Annotated in this window: 13 protein-coding genes and 3 pseudogenes; all 16 read right to left on the bottom strand. The window is 47.7% G+C overall.

The features are described from left to right. Positions 1-36: 36 nt before the first annotated feature. Complete coding sequence (locus tag FDY98_RS08045) at positions 37-870, bottom strand: NAD-binding protein (protein WP_155705761.1); 834 nt, start codon at positions 868-870, stop codon at positions 37-39. Further along, on the bottom strand, positions 867-3,437 hold the full coding sequence (locus FDY98_RS08040) for a sulfotransferase family 2 domain-containing protein (RefSeq protein WP_155705760.1): 2,571 nt from the start codon (positions 3,435-3,437) through the stop codon (positions 867-869). Before FDY98_RS08040 ends, FDY98_RS08045 begins: the two co-directional genes overlap by 4 nt. Position 3,438: 1 nt before the next feature. After that, positions 3,439-7,470, bottom strand: a complete 4,032-nt coding sequence (locus FDY98_RS08035) for a glycosyltransferase (protein WP_155705759.1) — start codon at positions 7,468-7,470, stop codon at positions 3,439-3,441. A 41-nt stretch (positions 7,471-7,511) separates the two neighbouring features. Further along, positions 7,512-8,060 (bottom strand): dTDP-4-dehydrorhamnose 3,5-epimerase, encoded by a 549-nt coding sequence (rfbC, locus tag FDY98_RS08030; RefSeq protein ID WP_155705758.1) that lies wholly within the window; start codon positions 8,058-8,060, stop codon positions 7,512-7,514. 68 nt (positions 8,061-8,128) lie between these two features. Then, positions 8,129-9,042, bottom strand: a pseudogene (rfbA, locus tag FDY98_RS08025) (glucose-1-phosphate thymidylyltransferase RfbA). An 89-nt stretch (positions 9,043-9,131) separates the two neighbouring features. After that, complete coding sequence (gene rfbD, locus FDY98_RS08020; protein WP_155705757.1) at positions 9,132-10,088, bottom strand: dTDP-4-dehydrorhamnose reductase; 957 nt, start codon at positions 10,086-10,088, stop codon at positions 9,132-9,134. Continuing rightward, positions 10,085-10,438: a four helix bundle protein gene (locus FDY98_RS08015; protein WP_022524126.1), complete on the bottom strand. Its 354-nt coding sequence runs from the start codon at positions 10,436-10,438 to the stop codon at positions 10,085-10,087. Before FDY98_RS08015 ends, rfbD begins: the two co-directional genes overlap by 4 nt. A gap of 43 nt (positions 10,439-10,481) precedes the next feature. After that, positions 10,482-11,723 (bottom strand): dTDP-glucose 4,6-dehydratase, encoded by a 1,242-nt coding sequence (locus FDY98_RS08010; protein ID WP_155705756.1) that lies wholly within the window; start codon positions 11,721-11,723, stop codon positions 10,482-10,484. Between the two features lie 29 nt (positions 11,724-11,752). Continuing rightward, complete coding sequence (locus FDY98_RS08005) at positions 11,753-12,643, bottom strand: ABC transporter ATP-binding protein (protein ID WP_155705755.1); 891 nt, start codon at positions 12,641-12,643, stop codon at positions 11,753-11,755. A gap of 137 nt (positions 12,644-12,780) precedes the next feature. Continuing rightward, positions 12,781-14,213, bottom strand: a pseudogene (locus tag FDY98_RS29390) (MBL fold metallo-hydrolase RNA specificity domain-containing protein). A gap of 387 nt (positions 14,214-14,600) precedes the next feature. Beyond that, entirely contained in the window at positions 14,601-14,792 is a 192-nt protein-coding gene (locus tag FDY98_RS07995; protein WP_027958926.1) for a DUF2283 domain-containing protein, read from the bottom strand. A 177-nt stretch (positions 14,793-14,969) separates the two neighbouring features. Then, positions 14,970-16,069, bottom strand: a pseudogene (locus FDY98_RS07990) (chain-length determining protein). Positions 16,070-16,072: 3 nt separating this feature from the next. Beyond that, positions 16,073-16,885, bottom strand: a complete 813-nt coding sequence (locus FDY98_RS07985; protein ID WP_155705754.1) for an ABC transporter permease — start codon at positions 16,883-16,885, stop codon at positions 16,073-16,075. Positions 16,886-17,024: 139 nt separating this feature from the next. Continuing rightward, positions 17,025-18,755: a polysaccharide biosynthesis/export family protein gene (locus FDY98_RS07980; protein ID WP_155705753.1), complete on the bottom strand. Its 1,731-nt coding sequence runs from the start codon at positions 18,753-18,755 to the stop codon at positions 17,025-17,027. Then, positions 18,755-19,162 (bottom strand): DVU3141 family protein, encoded by a 408-nt coding sequence (locus FDY98_RS07975; RefSeq protein WP_141441399.1) that lies wholly within the window; start codon positions 19,160-19,162, stop codon positions 18,755-18,757. The genes FDY98_RS07980 and FDY98_RS07975 overlap by 1 nt, the downstream gene beginning before the upstream one ends. 271 nt (positions 19,163-19,433) lie before the next feature. After that, on the bottom strand, positions 19,434-20,459 hold the full coding sequence (locus FDY98_RS07970) for a porin (protein ID WP_155705752.1): 1,026 nt from the start codon (positions 20,457-20,459) through the stop codon (positions 19,434-19,436). Positions 20,460-20,500 lie beyond the last annotated feature (41 nt).

The raw sequence follows: 20,500 nt of genomic DNA, 5'->3' as shown, positions 1-20,500 counted from the left end.
CGGATCTGAGGGGGCCGGGACGAGCAATCGCCCGGTCTACCCGACCACTTGGTTCTCCATACATGACCGTTTTTTCTCAACCATTTCTGTTGTTACACCTTCTAAATATGAACTTGCTTCTACCATGGTTTTAAATTTACCAAGTGGCGTGTGACTTACACTAGACAAAGTAAAAATATCTTCTTTATCAGTTGGGTAAATTGAACAAAGATCCCCATCAACCATAGTTAGAGCATAAGAGCGCAAATTAGAACGATAATAAAGAAGCAATGTAGGCTCATAAAAGACAGGATATTCTATTTTTGAAAATGCTCCCCATGTAGCATCAATTACGTAATCAAAAGGTGCGCCATTTATAAAAATCTTTTTCCCTACTTCTTCCAAAGAGGTAACTGTTACACCCATCCTTAAATTATTTTTTAAACGCATACTAAACAACTCTCTGGCTTTGTCCGTACGCAAAACACGCTCATCAGTTAATATTACGCCTGAACAAGAACTCAAGTTATATAGTTCAGCTTTGACCTCACTAAACTCTATGCCAGATGAAGTCATAATTAATCGATAAGTTAAAAAATCAACAAGTGAATCTTCATTTGGGACTGCATACAAGTTAGTTTTTATTGGATCACTTAGTGTCGGATAGCGTTCAATAAAGCGCATGTAGCCATCTCGAGACTGAACACGAGTTCTGTAATTTCTCGCATAGTGAAAGCCTTGGTGTAAGCGAAACTGATTATTTCCACTAGCCTTCGATAGCAAAGTATTTTCACTATCAAAAATAGTAACATCAAAACCCAAAGCCTTAAAACTTGAAGCTATATGGCAACCGTAATAGCCAGCGCCAATAACACCGAAACTAAAACTCACATCGGACCCCTTATTTTTTCAATCAGTTGATCAACCGCTAAAAGTAAGCCATCTATATCAACTTTAAAGTTATTTTTTTGCGCCAAATCAGATTTAACTAACGAAGACTCATTGCCGATGTCATATATATAATTAGTATCTAAAAACACAGACTCAACTGCATCTTCACGATACTCTAAGCTATCATAAATTCTCAAATCAGGACGGGACTTTAAATTCCAGTTACTGGTAAGCACAATGCCGGGCAGGTTACATACCCATCTCATTTTAGCCAAACCTGCACCCCAGGGAGCTATAAAAAAATCAGATTTATTTATAGCTTTTAAATTTTCCGTAAGCGTCGACTCAATGCAACTAATAATTTTAACATCTGCACTATAATCTTGATTGCTAAGATAACTGACCAATTCCTTCTCTTTATCAACAATTGAGTGTTCTTCTTTTTCACCAGCACTTCTCAGTGTCCCACTATATTTAGATACATTATGACCATCTATAATTACCGTTATTTTATCAAATTTTTTAGCTAAATGTTTAATTAAGGCAATCCAGCCATCTTTTTGGTTCTCCCACGTTCTATTTTCCATTCTTAAGCCAAAAGTAACAGTTACTTCGTTTAGCTCTAGGCTACTTTTCTCTATCTCTTGATCTAACATCTTACCTGCAAGCTTATTTGTTACAAAATTATCAGTAATACGTATCCAAAAAAGATTATTATAATAACAGTTAGCTATTTGTTCTTTCCACTGCAAATAAGAATATCTAACTAACCCCAGATCTTTTCTAATATTAAATTTATTTTCCAATACATTATAAGGATCTGCACCTTTTAAAATAACAAAAGAGCGAATGAGCCTAATAAGTTTATTATCTTCAATTCGTTGAATACCCGTAAGATCATTCCAGAGGCTATGCCCCATATGCTGAGCTGCCAACAATACTCCACGACCTACAGTAGCTTTATTTAAATAAGAATACAGCTCATAATTAAACTCTAACATATTGCTTACAAGGTGTTTAATCGACGTATTTGAGGGTAAAACCCGGTCAACAGGAGGCTTTTGATCAATCTGGTATATAAATGAAACATATTTCATTCTGTTCAAATTAAAAGTTGCTACAATTTGAGAATGAAAACCTGCAAAAAAAACAAAATAAATGTCATTTTCGTAAATAAAAGGCAAAGCAAAAATATGAGGAGTTAATATTATTGACTTACTTGACTCCAATGAAACACTCGGCATATCGACAGTTAATTTATTAGTCTTAAGCATTTCATCTTGAACATTAACAATTCCTTTTTTAATTTTATTAATAACAGCTAATGAAAAATCATCGACACTAACAACCTCATTTAAATCGTTTATATTTATATGGCAATTTATTTTTTCAACCGACTCATCAAATTCGCTAATTAATTTTTCACAATGAGACTTTCCCATTTTTTTAATATTATCAATCTCTATTAAAGAAGAATTTTTTAATGAAAAAAAATCTTGAACGACATCTTTTATCTGTGAGGCCGGAAGTTTAGGAATACCAAAATTTATCATTTCCTTTTTGGGGTTAAATGAGAGCACATCATTATCACTGAAATTATTTTTTACTGAAGAATAGTAATTTCGCAATAAACTATAATCATTCATATAAATACTGAACAAAAAGTCTTCACCAACACTGACTTCCTCTTTATTTTTATTAGAAAGAACCATTTTATGAGGTGCAGATCCTTTAAAATCCAAGTCTAAAAAATCTGAAACCTTTTGAACCATTATATTTAATGATCTGACATCGACAATAACATCATATTCCTTCAAATCTTTAACGTAGGCAGACTGAGGTAATATATGATGTAGGACATCATTAAAGACTAGACAGTAATCCCACAGCTTATTAAGAAAAATTTCAAAGCTAGGGATCAAGGGCAAATCAAAAAACTCTTCAACATCATCATCCAGACCAAGCTCAAAATTAAGGCTCCTTTCTTCTACTATATTTTTATTATAATAAGACTTAATTCTGGAAATTGGATCTCGTATAACTATAACCTTTTGAGATCTCTTTTTCTCTTCAATAGAAAAGTGATGGCTTTCAAAAAAAGGGTTTCCGAACTGGGAATGGGGATTTTCATCTGGTTTAGAGTATACTTTATCTAATATAAAATTCTTTAAAGAAGTCGATCCGTTTTTGGGTATTGCAGTATACAGCAGGCCTTCGCAAAGTTTTTCGTAGTAATTAAAACGCTTGTCTAAAAAATAATAAATCCACATTGGTGAGTTGGGGTTTAGCCTTATACAACTTTCTAAATATGACTTTGCAGATTGGACGTCACGCTTAGAAAATATTTCATAACGAGCGATTTGGGATTGAATATGGTAATTATCTAATTCTTTTATTTTTGCAGAATAGCTTTCAAAATCTGCATGATTTCGAGTTCGTGCATAATATCTGAGCAAATCAGCTTTAGCATTAGTATCACTCGGATTTTTATCAATATGCGATATTATATCACTTTCATAGTTTTCGTAATTTTTATTATATTTCTTAAAAGATGGCTTAACATTCATATTAATATAACTCCTTAATCCTTCCAACAGTAGCTGTTGACTTTTCTAAAAATGTAGTATTATTTAGTTCTTTATAAATATCTCTTTGTTTGCATAGCTTCTTCAATATTAAGCTGATATTTTCGATAGTAGGCGGAGTTACAAAGTTGTGAAGGCTATCTAAAGCACCTTCACCTATACCACCCAGGTTACTTGCCACTATCCAGCAACCACACGCTGCTGCTTCACGGGTTACTAAGCCAAAACTTTCTGGCCATAGGGAAGGTGCGAATAACACATCCATTTTACGGTATAGCTCCACTACCTGATCTTGGCTAACTCTGCCAATAAAGGTGACCGGCACTCTACCCCATTTCCGTTTTACACAGTAGCCTTCCTCTTTGGAGTGATCGACCACGATGAATTCGAGGTTTTCGGGTTGAGTCTCCATAACTGCCTGCTTAAGCAAATAGTACCCTTTGTGTGCGGCCATGCCACCCACATGGCCACAAACCACATTAGGGGTATATGAGGTGTCTTTGGGCGCCCAGGGCATATCATCCGAAATCCCGTTGGGGATAACTTCTATTTGGGGCACACCATTTTTGCGGTAAATCTCGGCAAAAGCATTCGAGACGGTCAGCACTTTTTTGGCATGGTGGAGCAAGTCTTTTAGGTCTCTGCGCCGAGTTACTGAGTCCGCCAGGGATATAGTGGGCGGTAGCGCAATCGGCGCGAAGGGGTCCGGGTGCCCTTCGGGGTAGACTCTATCATTATGGTCAACTAGGAACTGGAAGTCAGAGATCCACCAGGCATCGTGTGCCGTAACAATATACGGTATATCGGCGTCTTTGGCGGCTTCTAGCACAGAAGCCGTTAACCGCTGCACACAGTGAAAGTGGATAATATCAGGCTGTTCTAGCGCTAGAAATTCGCTAAATAGCCGATACATCTCTTCATCTTTCGGGTGCCAATCCATATCAACATTCCATAGAGTGGTCGCCCTGTAAACCCTTACTCCCTTGTGCTGATAGACGGAAAGTTCATGAGATGATCGACTATCGGCATCCCCCGTAAACACGCATAGTTCAATATCATCACTGTGATGTGCTTGCAGAGCTGAGAAGTTGTCCGCCACTACGCGGGTCGCTCCCCCGACGGCTTGCGGTGGGAAAAAGACGTTCACCAAAGCGACTTTTTTGCGCTTAACGCTGGTTATCACGTTTTTGGCTTCGCCATTCACCGGTGAAGCGTTAGACAACAGAGCTTCAAACTGGGTAACCAGCTGAGTGCCCAAAGCGCTTAGACTGTACTCTTCTTCCACGCGCTGCATAGCGGCTTGCCCGACCCGCTGGCGCTGTTCAACACTACCAATCAGCTCATTGAGTGCGGCATACCACTCTTCTTCTGTATCTGCGATATAAGCATCTTCGCCATGATTGATTACATCAAGATAATTAGCGGTGCCACTGACAATGGAAGGAATACCAAAACAGGCCGCTTCAAACCATTTAAGCTCACTTTTACAATCATTGATCACGTCGTCTTGCAGCACCGCAATATTAATGTCTGCTTGCTCTAACAACGACCAATAGCCTTGCACGCTTTTAACGGGGGGCAACTGCGCTAGCTGGCTGGCAAAACGCTCACGAAATGATTTGGGTAACCGCAAATACCCTACAACCACTAGCCGGGCCTGGGGCTGCTCTTTGAGTACCCGCTCTAACGCTGGCAGCGCCAGCTCCATAAAGTCGCTATTATGGGCCTGTGTGCCGCTACCGTAGAAAATATCGATAGTGGCTTTATCTCTGCTCGCTTGCTGCCGAAACTGATTAAGATGATCCAACCCATTACGGTGCAATAAACACTGTTTAGATTGGACCAGCGCTGCTAATTTTTCACGCAGCGGCTCAGAAGATGCAATACCATAACGACATAAGCGGGCAGCGCTATTGAACAGCGCCATACCATGAGTGAGCCCACGATAAGTTTCAAGTGAGACATAGCCACCATAAGAATCAATGGCAGGCGGATAAATAGGCTCAAACAGCAGGTCATCAATTTCGTAAAAACTCAGTTTACCTGCAGCGTTCACCTGAGCAATGGCTTTGATAACACGAGGTAGCGCTGGTACACGGTAAAAAATAACGATGTCGTGTAGTGCGATGGTATTGAAATGTTGTGCAATGTCTTGCCAATCTAGCGTGGTGACCGTTTTACCAACTTTTTCCAACTGCTCTACTTTTTGATCAATTCGATAGCGCACGCACTGAGGAATATGAAAATCGCCCACAATTAATATTTTTTGCTGGTTAATGTTGCCCAGCTCGGGCAATAGCGCTAGTGGGCTTTCCGCAAGATCAGTGGCGGCTACAACATCGCTATAGGCACTGAAATAAGCATTGTATAGTTTATGAGCATATTCGTTAGTTAGCTTGCGTAGGCGCTCACGCTCACCTGCATCAATACAGGCCATCAACTTACCCTGAATACCATTCCAATAACTTTCTGCTATATCGTCTAACTTATCATGCTGTTGGGTAAGTTTAGGCTCTAATGTAATCGCTTGATGTATTAGCGCTACAGCCTCTTCATCTCTCTGCAGGGCTGCTAAGCAGGTGGCCATGCTGGCGTAGACCCAGTGGCTGGCATCGCTGTAGTGCACCGCCTGTTGGTAGTAAGCTAGCGCGGTACTGTAATGAGCTTCCCTTAGGTAGTTGTCTCCCAATAGCTGAAAGGCTTTACCCCCCTTCTGAAACGCTAAAGCTGAAAACAAAAGTTGTCTGGCAGCTTCATGCTTGTCACTTCCGACATAGTACTCAGCAAGCTGACAGTAGGCTCGATAAGTATCTTCTTCTGTTTCACCTAGCATGGCACGCGCAGCTTTATTACCCAGCAGAAGCTCTAGGATGTCGCTGTATTCGAACTCGACTCCTCTCTTTTCACTGCGCTGTTGAATAGCCTGAAGTGAAAAGTCTTCTGGGATCGCACTAGCGGGAATTTTCTGTTTGGTGGCCCATTGCTGAAGATTAGCGACCCGACCTTCACGTTTACCATGATTTTGAAAGTGGTCTTCTGCCTGGTCAAGTGTGTTAATACCGTTACTAACCAAGTCTGGGTAGAGTAATAAATAGAGATCCAAATCAACTTCGTAGACTTTTTTGGGTTCTCTCGCATCTACCCCTTGCTGGTTAGTAAGAGAACGGTGCGCTTCTGAAACAAAGCGTCCTTCCGCAAAACCTTGGCGAAACCAATGTTGGCGAGCTTCGATATCACTTAACGAGGCAACGTCTTCGTAGGTACCACGATAGAAATCAACATCCACCTCTAACCCGTGCGCTATTAGTTCAGCGTGTGCTGGTGAGGCGCAGCGGCCTTCTAGGTAGCCGTGGCGGTACCAGTGGCGTCGCGCTTCGCTTGCGTCTAGCGCAGCCATATCAGAGTAGTTATGGCGATAATAATCAATGTCGAGCTCAATCCCTTGATGGAGTTCGGCATGGTGTGCTTGCGAGGCACTGCGGCCCTCTTGGTAGCCGTGTAGGTACCAATGTTTAATAGCCTCTTGGTCAGGTAGTTCTGCTACGTCTGGATAAGCCTTCCGGTAAAAAGCTATATCCAGTATTAGACCTCGTTCGCGTTCAGCTTGATGGGCCTGATTCGCGTGGCGTCCTTCAAGGTAGCCTTGGGTATACCAGTGGCGGAGAAGATGTTCATCATCAAGTTCAGCAACATCAGGGTACTGTTGACGGTAAAAGTCGATATCCAGCTTTACACCATTCACGTATTCCGCTTTATGTGCCTCGCTTCCGTAGCGGCCTTCGGAATAGCCATTTTTTAACCAGTGGCTTAGAAGCCTTTCATCACTTAGAGAGGCTAAATCCGGGTAGGCGTTTCTATAATATTCTTCTCTTAGCAGTATCTCTTTAGGCACTGTTCTGGTCGCAGAGGAACTATCGTGCTGGCGATCCTCTCCTTCCCCTTGTTCACTTTGGCTAGGAAACAATGAGGTTTTATTCATACCTAGTATCCTTGTCAGCACAATATTAAGCAGCACTGATAAATATTACTTATTGAAAACCGTGGCAACACTCTGCATTAAGAGAAAGTCGGTGCCTGTTCAAATGCCATTCCTTCGGCGTCTTTCTCTGAAAGCAGCGGCGCTTTTTCCTCTACCAGGGGCCACTCTATCGCTAGCGTGTCATCACTCCAGAGAATGGATATTTCATCGCCAGGCGCATAGTAATCGGTGCATTTATACTGGAATTCAGCTTCATTACTTATGACATAAAAACCATGAGCAAAACCGGGCGGTACCCATAGCATTTGTTTATTTTCAGCACTCAATCGGGCACCTACCCACTGGCCGTAGGTCGGTGAGCTGACGCGCATATCGACCGCAACATCAAATACCTCACCTTGTGTTACGCGCACTAGCTTGCCCTGGGGCTGCTTATATTGGTAGTGCAGCCCGCGCAAAATACCGTGGGCTGACTTGCTGTGGTTGTCCTGAACGAATTGGTAGTTACCACAGTGCTGCTCAAATTCGCTTTGACGAAAGGTTTCCATAAAGAAGCCACGCTCATCGCCAAAGACTTTTGGGGTGAGCAGAACTACATCGGGAATGGCGAGTTTTTCGTATTGCATAGGTAGCTCGTGAAAGGTGAAGAGTTAGGTGTAAGACATTAAAAGCGAAGAGCAAGTCACCTTCCGCTTCACGTTTTACTCTTCATATTTAAAAGGCGTTGAAGGTACTGACCGTATTGAGTCTTGGCTAGCGGCTTGGCTAGCTCACTCAGGCGCTCATCGCTGATCCAACCGTGCTGCCAGGCAATCTCTTCCAAGCAGGCGATCTTCAGCCTTGGCGGTGCTCTATGGTTTGTACGTATTGACTGGCTTCTAGAAGGCTGTCGTGAGTGCCGGTATCAAGCCAGGCAAAACCACGGCCTAAACGCTCTACGCGCAAATCGCCGCGCTCCAGGTAAGCATTATTCACACTGGTGATTTCCAGCTCGCCACGCTCGGAAGGCTCGACCTGTTTAGCAATTTCGACAACGTCATTGTCGTAAAAATAGAGCCCTGTGACCGCATAAGCCGATTTTGGCTTCTTAGGCTTCTCTTCGATAGAGATGGCTTTGCCACTCTCATCAAACTCTACAACTCCAAAACGCTCTGGGTCTTTAACAAGGTAGCCAAATACACTGGCCCCTGTGGTGTGTGCACTGGCACGTTTCAACTGCTCGGAAAAGTGCTGACCATGGTAAATATTGTCGCCCAACACAAGGCAAACGGGGCTGTCACCAATGAACTCTTCGCCAATAATAAAGGCTTGTGCCAGGCCGTCAGGGCTTGGCTGTTCGGCGTATTCAAACTGAACACCAAAGTCGTCGCCATTACCTAGCAAGCTTTTATACTGCGGCAGGTCTTCAGGCGTCGAGATGATTAGGATCTCTCGAATACCGGCCAGCATTAAGACAGAAACCGGGTAATAGATCATCGGCTTGTCATAGACAGGCAGTAGCTGTTTTGAGACACCACGCGTGATGGGGTGTAAACGGGTGCCAGATCCTCCGGCAAGAATAATGCCCTTTCTTTGTGAAGAGTTAGGTGTGAGATGTGAGGTGTTCATAGTCAGTCATCCGTGAATATATAATTGGAAGATGAGAGGTGTGAGGTGTAAACCGGTTTAACAAGTCAGAACTGAACGCCATTTACTCCTCACTCCTCACAGAACTCTTTCAACGTTAGCGCTAGCTGGTTTTGCCAAGTCGGTAGTGTGACACCAAGGGCAGCTTCAAGTTTACTCAGGTTCATTCGTGAGTTTAAAGGGCGTTGTGCAGGCGTTGGATACTCAGCGGTGGGAATGCCCGCTGCGCCTTGCGGCTTAATAGCAAGCGTTTCTCCTGCTTTGCGTGCCTGCTCAAAAATTTCGCATGCGAACCCGTGCCAGCTAGTTTCCCCTCTTGGCGCCAGGTGGTAGATGCCTGATGTTATGTGAGGGGTGAGGGGTGAAGCGTTAGGGGCGAAGCGTGAGGGGTGAGGCGTGAACGCTAGTGCGGTGGCTTGGGCGATTAGGCGGGCTGGTGTGGGCGCGCCTATTTGGTCGTTGACGATGCTAAGTGCGTCGCGCTCACGGCCCAGGCGTAGCATGGTTTTCATAAAGTTGTTGCCGCGTGCAGCGTATACCCAACTGGTACGGAAAATCAGGTGCTGGCAGCCACTTTGGGTAACCGCCTGGTCGCCTTCCAGCTTGGTCTGGCCGTATACACTGTGCGGCTCTGTGGGGCTATCTTCCTGCCAGGGTGTTTCACCATCACCTGGGTAGACGTAGTCGGTGGAGTAGTGCACCAGCGCAATGGTGTGCTTGGCAGCATACTCAGCTAACTGTGCTGGCAGCTCGGCATTGAGGCGTTTGGCTTGCTCTGGTTCGCTTTCGGCTTTATCGACCGCTGTGTAAGCGGCGGCGTTGAGGATGAGGCTTGGCTTGTGCTCTGCCAGATAGTCATCCACCGCTTGAGCGTTGGTTAGGTCGAGCTCTTGGCGTGTTGGTGCCAGGATATTGCCGAACAGGGCAAATTGGCGCTGGAGTTCAAAGCCGACTTGGCCGTTTGATCCAGTGATGAAAATAGTGAGGGGTGAAGCGTGAGGTGTGAGGTGTGCGTGTTCAGATGTCATAGTGAAGCCTTTAAATGCTTGATCAGTCCGCCTAGCTGTGAAAATACAGAGTTGATCGCTAGTTCCAGTGCTGAAATATCATCCATATACCCTAAGCGTTGGGCAATTTGGCACTGAGTTTCAAGTTCACTGAGCGAACCACGTGCAATGTGCAAAAATCTTAAAAAGTCGGGTTTACTACCACGCGCCGCTCCTTCGGCTATATTGCTTGGCACAGATACAGCAGCACGTTGCATTTGGCTAGCTAACCCATATCGCTCAACTGAGGGAAAGGATGAGGTCATTGAGTAAATAGCGACAACGAGATCCATCGCTTCTTGCCATACCCGCAGTTGCTGATGCTTCCTCATGTCTATTTACCTCACTCCTCACCAGCGAAGCGCTTACCCCTTACTATACATTCCCTAGGCGTTGGCCTTGGTAGCTGCCGTCTTGTACGCGTTTCCACCAGGTTTCGTTGGCGAGGTACCACTGCACGGTTTTGCGCAGGCCGGTTTCAAAGGTTTCTTCTGGTACCCAGCCTAGCTCGCGTTCGATTTTGCTGGCGTCGATGGCATAGCGGACGTCATGACCGGGGCGATCGGTGACGAAGGTAATTAAATCTTTGTGAGAGCGCTTCGCTTGAAAAGGGTGAGCGCCCTGCGGGCTTGTGAGGGGTGAGGAGGGTTCCCTCACTCCTAACTCCTCACTCCTCACTTCTGCCCCCTCACTCCTCACGCCTAACGCCTCACTCGGCGCTAATTCATCCAGAATCTCACAGATGGTTTCCACCACGTGCAGGTTCGTTTGCTCATTGTGGCCGCCGATGTTGTAGGTCTCGCCTACCTGCCCTTCTGTGGCTACTTTGATCAATGCGCGGGCGTGGTCTTCTACATACAGCCAGTCGCGGATCTGCTGCCCATTGCCGTACACGGGAAGCGGCTTACCGGCTAGCGCGTTGAGAATCATCAACGGGATGAGTTTTTCAGGAAAGTGAAACGGGCCATAGTTATTCGAGCAGTTGGTCACCAGCGTAGGCATGCCATAAGTACGCTGCCAGGCGCGCACTAAGTGATCAGAACTGGCTTTACTCGCCGAATAAGGCGAGCTGGGCGCGTAAGGTGTAGTTTCTGTAAAAAGTGAGGCGTGAGCGCGCTGCGCGCTTGTGAGGGGTGAGTTTTCCTCCTCACTCCTTACTCCTGACTCCTCACATTCAGCCAAGTCGCCATACACTTCATCGGTGGAGATATGGTGAAAACGAAACGCTTCGGCTTTGGCGGTATCTTTCTGCTGCAGCTCTTTCCAGTAACTACGGGCGGCTTCTAGGAGTACAGCGGTACCAACTACATTGGTTTGGATAAACTCTGCCGGGCCGTCAATAGAACGGTCAACATGGCTCTCTGCTGCTAGGTGCATTACTACATCAGGCTGGTGCTGTTCGAACAGATGCTGCATGGCAGTTGCATCGCAAATATCGGCCTGAGCAAAAGTGTAGCGCTCGCTTGTTTCAACATTTGCCAGGGATTCTAAATTGCCTGCGTAGGTCAGCTTGTCTACGTTCACCACATGGTGAGCTGAGTTTTGAATAAGCTCACGTACTACCGCTGAACCGATAAACCCGGCTCCACCGGTAATTAAAAATGTTTTCTGCTTCATCACTGTTAAGCCTTTCGTTTCATCATTTTTTACATTTCCACATGCGGGGAGGCTTGCTTTAGTGCCTCTAAATGCTGGATCGCATGTGCGACTTGGCGTTCTCTTTTCGGTATATCTTTCGCTATTTGGTCTAGATATAGCGGTAACAGTTTTTCTGTTTTGGCGACATCGAGAGATCGTTTTGCTTCTTTTAATTTAACGCGGCATTGCTGAAGATGTTTTTCAGCACCAGCTATGTCTTGAGGCAAGTTGGGGTCAATCTTCGACACTGGCTCCGGTTGCTTAACTTCCTCCACCGTTGAAACAGTTTTATGTTTATCTATATCGTCGTGGTAGGCCTTAATTGCATCCTTGATATTATCGTACCAATGCGCGGTGCCTTCATTCAGGTACAGGCCAGCGGAACATAAATCTTTTAAGATACCTTCCGAGTGGGAAACCATAATCAGCGAGGCTTCACCTACTTTAGACTGGAATAAAGCTTTAGCTTTTTCTTTGAAAGCTCTGTCACCCACCGCCGTCGCTTCGTCGGAGATATAAATATCAAAATCAAAGGCGAGGGATAGTCCAAAAGATATACGCGAACGCATACCGGAAGAGTATGTGCGCACCGGTTCATCAAACGCTTCCCCAATCTCAGCGAACTCTTCTACAAATTGAATTACACGCTGTACTTCCTGGGGTGAGGAGCCTTGCACCCTAGCGACAAATTTAACGTTTTGCCGCCCTGTCATATTATTTTGCATGCCCCCCGCTAACCCTACGGGCCATGAAACCCGGCTGTGGCGAATCACTTCGCCGCGCTCAGGACTATCCATACCGGCAATTAAACGCAGCAGCGTGGATTTACCCGCACCGTTGGCACCAATCAACCCGACGCTCACTCCTTTGGGGATCGTCAGATTGATGTCTTTAAGCACCCAATCGCTGCCGTGGTGGTTGTGGTAGCGTTTGTAGAGATTTTGATTTCGATCATTGGTTTTTTTGTGAAGGGTAAGGGGTTAGCGCTTCGCTTGTGAGGGGGAACACCTCACTGCTATCAACTAACTCCTTATCGTTACACTTCTGCCTTGCGTTTATAGAGGCTTTCGAGTTCAACTTTGAGCGCTGCGCGGGCGGTTTGTTCGCCATGTACCAGGCGGATGGTGTGGGGCCAGCGGCGCATGCGTTTTACGAAGTTGAGCAGGTCTTTTTGGTCGGCGTGGGCTGAATAGCCGCTGATGGAGGTTACGCCTGCCTTTATATCAAAGCGTTCACCGTCGATAGATACCCAGCCGCCCTGGGGGCCGTATTGCTGTATATCCCGCCCGGGGGTGCCTGCACCTTGATAGCCACAAACAACACTTGGTGGCGTTCATCGCCGAGCATGGCTTTTAGGTAGTTCATGATTCGCCCGCCTGCACACATACCGCTGGCGGCAATCACTAGCGCTGGGCGGCCTGTTTTGGCCAGATATTCAACGGTTTGCTCGTGCTCTGTGTGGCTATCCACGGTGTAGATATTGGCGAAGTTGAGTGGATGGCGGCCACTGCGCAGGCGCCCTTGAGCTTCTTTATCCCAGTAGGGTTTTAGCTCGCGATAAACCTTTGTAAAACGGGCGGCTAGCGGTGAGTCGACTATGATTTCCAGTGACTGCCACTGGGGTGAGCGTGCTTGATGAATAATGGTTTCTAGCTCGTAGAGCAGCTCTTGGGTGCGGCCAATACTGAACGCAGGCACCATCACCGTGCCACCGTTAGCGAGTGCTTGCTCTACGGCGGCTTTTAGGGTGGCGCGGCGCTGGCGGCGGTCTGGGTGTTGGCGGTTGCATAGGTGCTTTCGAGTACCAGTTGGTCGCAGCCGTAGGGGGATTTAGGTGCAGGTAGTAGCGGTGCGTATGGGGCGCCTAAATCGCCGGAGAATACGATGCGCTCTTTTCACCGGTCTCAGCATCCTGGTAGCTCACTTCAACGTAGCTGGAACCTAGAATGTGCCCTGCCCGTTTTAGTTTTACCGTGTGGTGCCTGTGCCTTCACCTATCCCTGCGTTTTCAGTCGTGCTTGCGCTAGCGCCGGTGTGGCCGCTTACTTCGCTTACCCTGCCTATGTTGTGCCATTTGCCGTAGGGCACGCTCACGATTTGCTTTTCGAGCTGCGCTTGAAAGCGCTCGATCAGTTGGGCATTGCGGGTGAAGCCAATTTTTAGCGCGTCTTCAATCACCAGGGGTAGCAGCTTGGCCGTGGGGATCGAGCAGATAATCGGGCCGGTAAAGCCCGCCGCCAGTAGGTAAGGCAGCCTACCCACGTGGTCAATATGTACGTGGGTAATTATGAGCGCCTTAACGGTGCTGATATCGAATTCAATTTGTAGCTGCTCGAAGCTGTCTTCCGCGGCGTCTTCCCCTTGGAAGAGTCCACAATCCACCAGTAGCGATTCGTGACGATTGAGTAGCAGTTGGTGACAGCTGCCCGTTACCCCAGTGGCCCCGCCGTGGTGAATGATGTCGAGCATTGGTAAACCGTTAGTGGTGAATTGTGAGGTGTGAGGCGTTTGGCTTCAGCGAACCCGCGGTCGCAGTGTGGGGCGGTGCTGGGGTTGGTTATGTGCCCTTGGGCGTCGTTCCGACGCCTTTCGCGGGTGCCCACGAACGCTCGCTGAACTCGCTTTCTCGTTACCACGCGCTACGGTATGTGCTTCCACCATGTTCTGTGCATGCGTGATTTAGTAGCGCGTGGTAAGCCTCAGGCGCACCCGCGGGAGCAGCGCGGAGCGGTGCCGGGGTTGGTTATGTGCCGTTGGGCGTGCTTCCACCATGTTCTATGCATGCGTGATTTAGTAGCGCGTGGTAAGCCTAAGGCGCACCCGCGAGAGCAGCGCGGAGCGGTGCCGGGGGTTGGGTTACGCTGCTTGGCTCTTTAAGAGCGGCCATGCCCCCTGCTTAGAAGCGTCAAGGATGACAATTTCAGTAATTGTGCCATCTTCCGCGTAACTAATATGCGTATTCCAGTCTTGAGAAACTTCTTTAACCGTACGTTTATCTGAAAGGTGCAGAACTAGAATGTCATCCGCTTCATCGTAGGTTGTACGCATTACTTATCCTCCCACGCATGACAGTTTTGACAACGAGTTTGTTTTCTAAGATAGCTACGGGAACAGCGCGGGGCGTTGCCGGGGTTTGAGTTACGTGCCACTGGGCGTCGTTCCGACGCGATTCACGGGTGCCTCACCCTCACGATTCACCCCTCACCCCTCACCCCTCACCCAACCTTAATCGCGGTGATCTTTGATGATCATCATCAGCATGCTGAAGATAAAGGCGAGGAAGATGGTGATGATGGCGAATACGCTGCTGTTGTAGAGCCGGTTGGGTTCTGTGGGGTACTCCGGGAATAGCGGGCTTTGCAGTATGCTTACCTGCTTGAGCTGGCGGGCAGCTTCCAAGCGGGTGTTTTCTAACGCCGCCAGTGCACTTGAGTAGGTTTCCTGGGCGAACTGTGCCTGCAGTTCTAGTGTTTCATATTGCGCTGAAACACTGTTGAGCGAGTCGCCTGAAGCTTGGGCGATTCGATCACGCTGCTCAATAATTTGGTCGCGTAATGCGGTGATATTACGCTCGACTTGGCGCAGTTCAGAAGACTGGGAGCTTTGGAAGCTGGCTAGTGCACTGCGCTGCGCTTGCAGGCGGGCTAGATCAGCCTCAAGTGTTGCCACCACTTGGTTAATATTTTCCACCGTTGCGGTTGGTGAAACCAAACCATATTCGTTTTGGAATTCAAGCAGCTTGGCCCGGGTCTCTTCGAAGCGCTCTTCAAGTCGAACCATTTGCTGTTCTAAAAATTTCACCTGCTCATCTGCTAGACGGTGCCCCATTTCATTCATATGGTCTTCACCTGCTTCAAGTAGCAGCGTGGCCACGTCATGAGCAAACTCAGGCGTATATGCTTGTACACGAATATTCAATACACCTGCGTACTCATCCAGCTCTACCTCTACCCGGCGCAGGTAATATTGGTGCAGATCTTCAATGGGGGCATCGCGGTTATGCAGCTTGGCGAAGATATCTCCATGCTCGGCATAGTGTTCACGAAAATTGAGTTGCTCATCTATCAAGCGCAGCATATCGACTGAGAGTAAGTGCTCACGCAGCAGTAATAAATCGTGAGTATTACCACCTCCACCGCTGCCCATAATTGACGATAGGCTAAATTCCGGCGTAGCGACCTGGGGGCTTTCTAACACTACGGTTGCGCGGATACATAGCGTTCCTCCGCCCATACAAACCAATAAAACGAGACTAAAGCAATCGCGATTATCGCCACGGCCCAGTGTGGCGATGTTTTTACAAAATGACGAAAAGAACGTTGCATAGTTTATTGTGCCTTCAAACGATCAATAAAGCGCAGGTGCATCAACAGCCCCAGGGCGATTAAGGTGAGTGTAAATAGCCAGAAATAGAGCATGCTGGTGCCCGTTACGACTTGGTACTTGTCAAAGAATCCCAAGCGCAACGTTTCAAGACCATTAGGTATAGGGTTAAGCATTAAGTATTCAAGAAGCCAATGCGGCATAGCATTAAGTGGAAAAAAAACACCTGAAATAATCATTAGTGGCAAAGAGAGCATACTAATTACTTTTCCTGCTTCCGGTACTAGTGAAGAAACTACAGAGGTTACTAACCCCAACCCAATACCCAAACACCATAAAGATAGCCACCCTAACATCGCTCGGATGGCGTTATCTGGATACAGGTCCAGTCCAAGCATTAAACCGCCAACAATAAAAATCAGGAAGATAAAACTGCGAAGCATGCCTTCAAGAAAAATACGTACTAACACCGGGTCGATAGGATGAACTTGGCGATAGGCAAACAGAGCTTTGTTACCTTCCACTGCCCCCATTCCACGCATCATGCCTTCACGTACTAAAAAAAAACCCATCATCCCGGTAATCATCCATGGAATAAAAGGAGCATTAGATATCAGTTGATCTCCGCTAATAAAACTACGAATCCCTACCATAATAGAGATAAGAGCGACTGGTTCGAAGATCATCCAAAACCAGCCCATGCGGTCTGACATGGTGCGCGAAATGGCTTCGCGCATGAACATGGCGTACCACACGCTGCGCGTGACTTGCCATGGTGTACGTGTGCTCCGCCGTGGGCCACTGTTTACGTTATCCATAGGGCTACTTCTTGAATAAGTGAGGTGTAAGGGGTGAGGTGTAAGGGGTGAGGTGTAAATTGTGAGGTGTGAGAGGGACTTTCTTCACCCTCACTCCTTACTCTTCACTCCAAACCCCTAACTCCTCACCCTTCTCCTATTACAGATCAACCGCTACTCTGGTTGCTACGGCAATCTGGTAGAGGATCTGCGTTATCGTGGAGGCTAGCTGAAGGTTGTGCGTGGGTGCCGCGGGCATAACGAGGATTTCGTCGCCGGGACGCAGATTCACGTTACGGGCGTTCTCGACAGCACCATTCTGACGAACCACAAGAATATGATCTTCATCTGCGCGGTCGGTGAAGCCGCCAGCGCCTTCAATGTAATCGATCACGCTCATGCCTGGGCGATAAACAGCGGCTTGGGGCACAAGTACTTCACCGCTGATTAGCATGGAGTCACTCACTTCTGGAATAGTGACCACGTCGCCATCCTGCAGGCGAATATCGGAAATGCGCCCATCGTAAGCGACGACTAAACGGCCGCTGGGCTCTAACTCGCTGGCACGGGCGATGAAGTCTTGAATCAGCTCCGCTTCTTGTACACGAATCTGTGCTTCTTCATTGGTGCTGGAGGGTGCGCCTAGGTAGGTGGTCTCTAGGCGGCGTAGGCTCTCTTCAAGGGACTGCGCTTGCTGCTTTTTAACACTTTCACGCTGTATTGAGATGCTTTCCACGGCGGTCATGTTTTCTGGCACGGCGATGGCGTCTAATAATTCACTTAAGCGAGCATCCCGCAAAGCGTACCGTGAAGGGCCGTAATAGCTGCCTTCTACTTCCACAACGATGGTTTCACTGCGCTTATCTGAGCTGAACAGCACTTCGTCGCCGCTGCGGATCGTTTGACCGGCAAACATATCAATGGGGAAGTATTGAGCAATAGGTCCTTCTTCACGGTCACCACGTAGCAAAACGTGTGAAACACCGCTTCTTAACCGCGCTAGATTTACCAGCTCAGCGCCACTCAAACTTGTGCCTGTCATTTCATAACGGTATTCACGGTGAACATCTCCACCTACCGCAATTGCGGGGCCACGCTCTTCGACTACGATGGTGTCGCCATCTTGAAATTGCGGGCGGGGTATATTGCCGTTGATCAAGAAGTCATAGAGGTCGACGGTGGCGACATTGCGACCGTCGCGCATTACACGAATTTGGCGATAACTGCCCAGGTCTTGATCTATGCCGCCGGACTGATCTAGAAAATAGAGCAGAGAGTCGTTGGGTGTGCCCGCGTAACGGCCGGGGTTTTCAACATAGCCTGTGACGTAGACGGCTACGGGCTGTACACCTTGCAGGTTGGTATAGACCTGGACGTTATCTGGGTATACCGAGGTAATGGCTTGGCGCACGCTGCCATCCACTTCCTGACTGCTTTGTCCTTCTACGTTAAGCGGACCAGAACCGGGAATGAAGATATTGCCTTGTGCGTCTACAGGTAACACTCGGTCAAACTCAACCGCGCCCCAGGCACGAACGGTGACTTGGTCGCCCGGTTTGATGCGGTAGTCAGGGTTGAGGCCATCGCCCATCGCACCGCGAAACCCGCCGCTGAATAAGTTGGCGCCAAACGGCGGTAGCGCGTCTGGATCTTGTGGAGTGGCCGACACCGGGCCATATGTGCCGCTATTCCAATTGGCTCGGGGTGTATCGTTGACTTCTTGCTGCTGCAGGCTGCCTTGTTGGTTAGCCTGCTCAGGTACAATGCTGTCGGAAAGGCTTAGCGCCTGCGCCCATGTGTTGGGCACTACAAAAACGCTGGCAAGCGCTATGGAAGCGACGGCTAGCGAGCGATTTAGCGTAGCGCGGTCAAGCAGTGTGGTCACTTTCATTAATTGCGCCCCTGTGTTGTTTGTGCCACAACGCGTTGATTAACCCAACCATTGGATGTTTTGCAGACGAGTGCAGAACGCGCGTTATTGGAGTCGACGGCTACTACTCTTAGCTTGCGACACTCGCGCCCACTGGCGGCAAGGTAGGCGGCGTCAGCCACAATCTCGACATTATTACCCCATGGGCTGTCTGGAGCATTAATCACGGCACCTGCGGGCGCCTGTGTTAAAAAGCCATTGAGGTTGTCGTCTTGCAGCAAGGTGGCCGGGTCGTTATTCAATACATATTGCGCTTCTTGCTGCGTGTTGCTCGCCGGATAAGAAGCGCAGCCGCTTAAAATGGCAGCACTAAGCACCGCCAACAGCATACGAGTTCGCATCACGGGTAAACGTTGAGGTGTCGACATCATTATTTCCAAATAAAAGGCACGCTACCGCCCAGGGATTATAACGGGCGTATTCCCTTGCCCTACTTCTCTGGGTGGATGAAAGTGGGTGGCATAAGCGCAAAGCGTTTTTGCCAGCGCCCCATTGTAGGGGAATACCGCCAGCGGCTCTACATGGACAATGCCTGTACAGCTTATTCATTCTTCGTGTAAAAATTGCGGTCGTTGAAAACCCAAATAAAACGGCCACATTTTGTGACCGTTTTGATATAAACAAGCTCTTGAAACGCCGTTAGAAGTGATAACGTGCGCCTGTCAGCCAATATGTCCTGTCTGCCGTGTTTTCTTTGCGCATGCTTGGCGCATCACCATCGGCTAGCTCTACGAACACGTCAAATGCACTGGTGACTTTATAGTAAGCACCTGCCGCCCAGGCGTTACTCTCCTCGCCTTCGTCACGGTCTACATTGTAGTAATCTGCGGTAAAAGCCCAGGGCCCTGTGGAGTAGGTACCACCTAGGCCGACCGTTTCGAACCCTTTGCCGTAGATATCGCTGTTGTCTTGAGTTTCAACACCTAAGCGCATTGATAGCTGATCAGATAGCGAGTATGCCCCAATAAGGCCATACAGCGTTTCACCATTTCCACTGCCACCACCACGCACTACGTTTTCCACTGCACCAAACCCAACTTTGAATGGGCCTTGCTGATAGCGAATACCACCTTGTGCGGCAACAACCTCACCTTCACTACTCTGCTCTGAAGCCGTTAACCCTCGCTCGCTGTAGTGCTTAACCTGGAGAAAAGAAGTGAAGCCGTTCAGCTCAGGCGTGTAGTAAGCAATTGAATCACCCCAAGACTGCAAACCCGATGATTTAAACAGTAATCCCCGGTCTTGATAAACATCAAACGGCAGCGAGACAAACTGGGCATACATGCTATTAAAATTACCTGCCAGCAACGTGCCATACTGCTTACTTGATAAACCGATGTAGCTTTGTCGTATTTCGTTGAACCCTTGATCCGTGTTGCGCTCATCGCCAGTAAACCGCCACTCCAAGTGTCCTAATGCCGTTAGGTCTGAAGTAACCGCATGACTCATTCGAAACCCTAGGCGGGAGTAGACATCAATAAATTCCGCGCCGTCATCCACTTTATTGCCAGCGCTATTAAACTCAGGGCCACCGCCCGCAATACCCATGGCAATACGGCCGTAAATATCCAGCTTCGTGCCGTCCTGATCATAAAGTGTTGTGGCTTGAACCGAGGAGATACTTAACAGACTTGCTACAACCACCGCTAACTGCTTCTTCTGCATTAGAAATAATCCCTTGATACGCTAATCTTGTTCACTGCTTT

This window comes from Halomonas sp. PA16-9, from assembly GCF_009728585.1.
GTDB lineage: Bacteria > Pseudomonadota > Gammaproteobacteria > Pseudomonadales > Halomonadaceae > Vreelandella > Vreelandella titanicae.
This window is presented reverse-complemented; position numbering and strand designations above follow the sequence as displayed.

Bases quoted from the DNA above. Each gene is read 5' to 3' on its own strand.
- rfbD (WP_155705757.1), bottom strand. From the start codon at position 10,088: ATGACATCTGAACACGCACACCTCACACCTCACGCTTCACCCCTCACT.
- rfbC (WP_155705758.1), bottom strand. From the start codon at position 8,060: ATGCAATACGAAAAACTCGCCATTCCCGATGTAGTTCTGCTCACCCCA.
- FDY98_RS08010 (WP_155705756.1), bottom strand. From the start codon at position 11,723: ATGAAGCAGAAAACATTTTTAATTACCGGTGGAGCCGGGTTTATCGGT.
- FDY98_RS07980 (WP_155705753.1), bottom strand. From the start codon at position 18,755: ATGAAAGTGACCACACTGCTTGACCGCGCTACGCTAAATCGCTCGCTA.
- FDY98_RS07995 (WP_027958926.1), bottom strand. From the start codon at position 14,792: ATGCGTACAACCTACGATGAAGCGGATGACATTCTAGTTCTGCACCTT.
- FDY98_RS07975 (WP_141441399.1), bottom strand. From the start codon at position 19,162: ATGTCGACACCTCAACGTTTACCCGTGATGCGAACTCGTATGCTGTTG.
- FDY98_RS07985 (WP_155705754.1), bottom strand. From the start codon at position 16,885: ATGGATAACGTAAACAGTGGCCCACGGCGGAGCACACGTACACCATGG.
- FDY98_RS08040 (WP_155705760.1), bottom strand. From the start codon at position 3,437: ATGAATGTTAAGCCATCTTTTAAGAAATATAATAAAAATTACGAAAAC.
- FDY98_RS07970 (WP_155705752.1), bottom strand. From the start codon at position 20,459: ATGCAGAAGAAGCAGTTAGCGGTGGTTGTAGCAAGTCTGTTAAGTATC.
- FDY98_RS08015 (WP_022524126.1), bottom strand. From the start codon at position 10,438: ATGAGGAAGCATCAGCAACTGCGGGTATGGCAAGAAGCGATGGATCTC.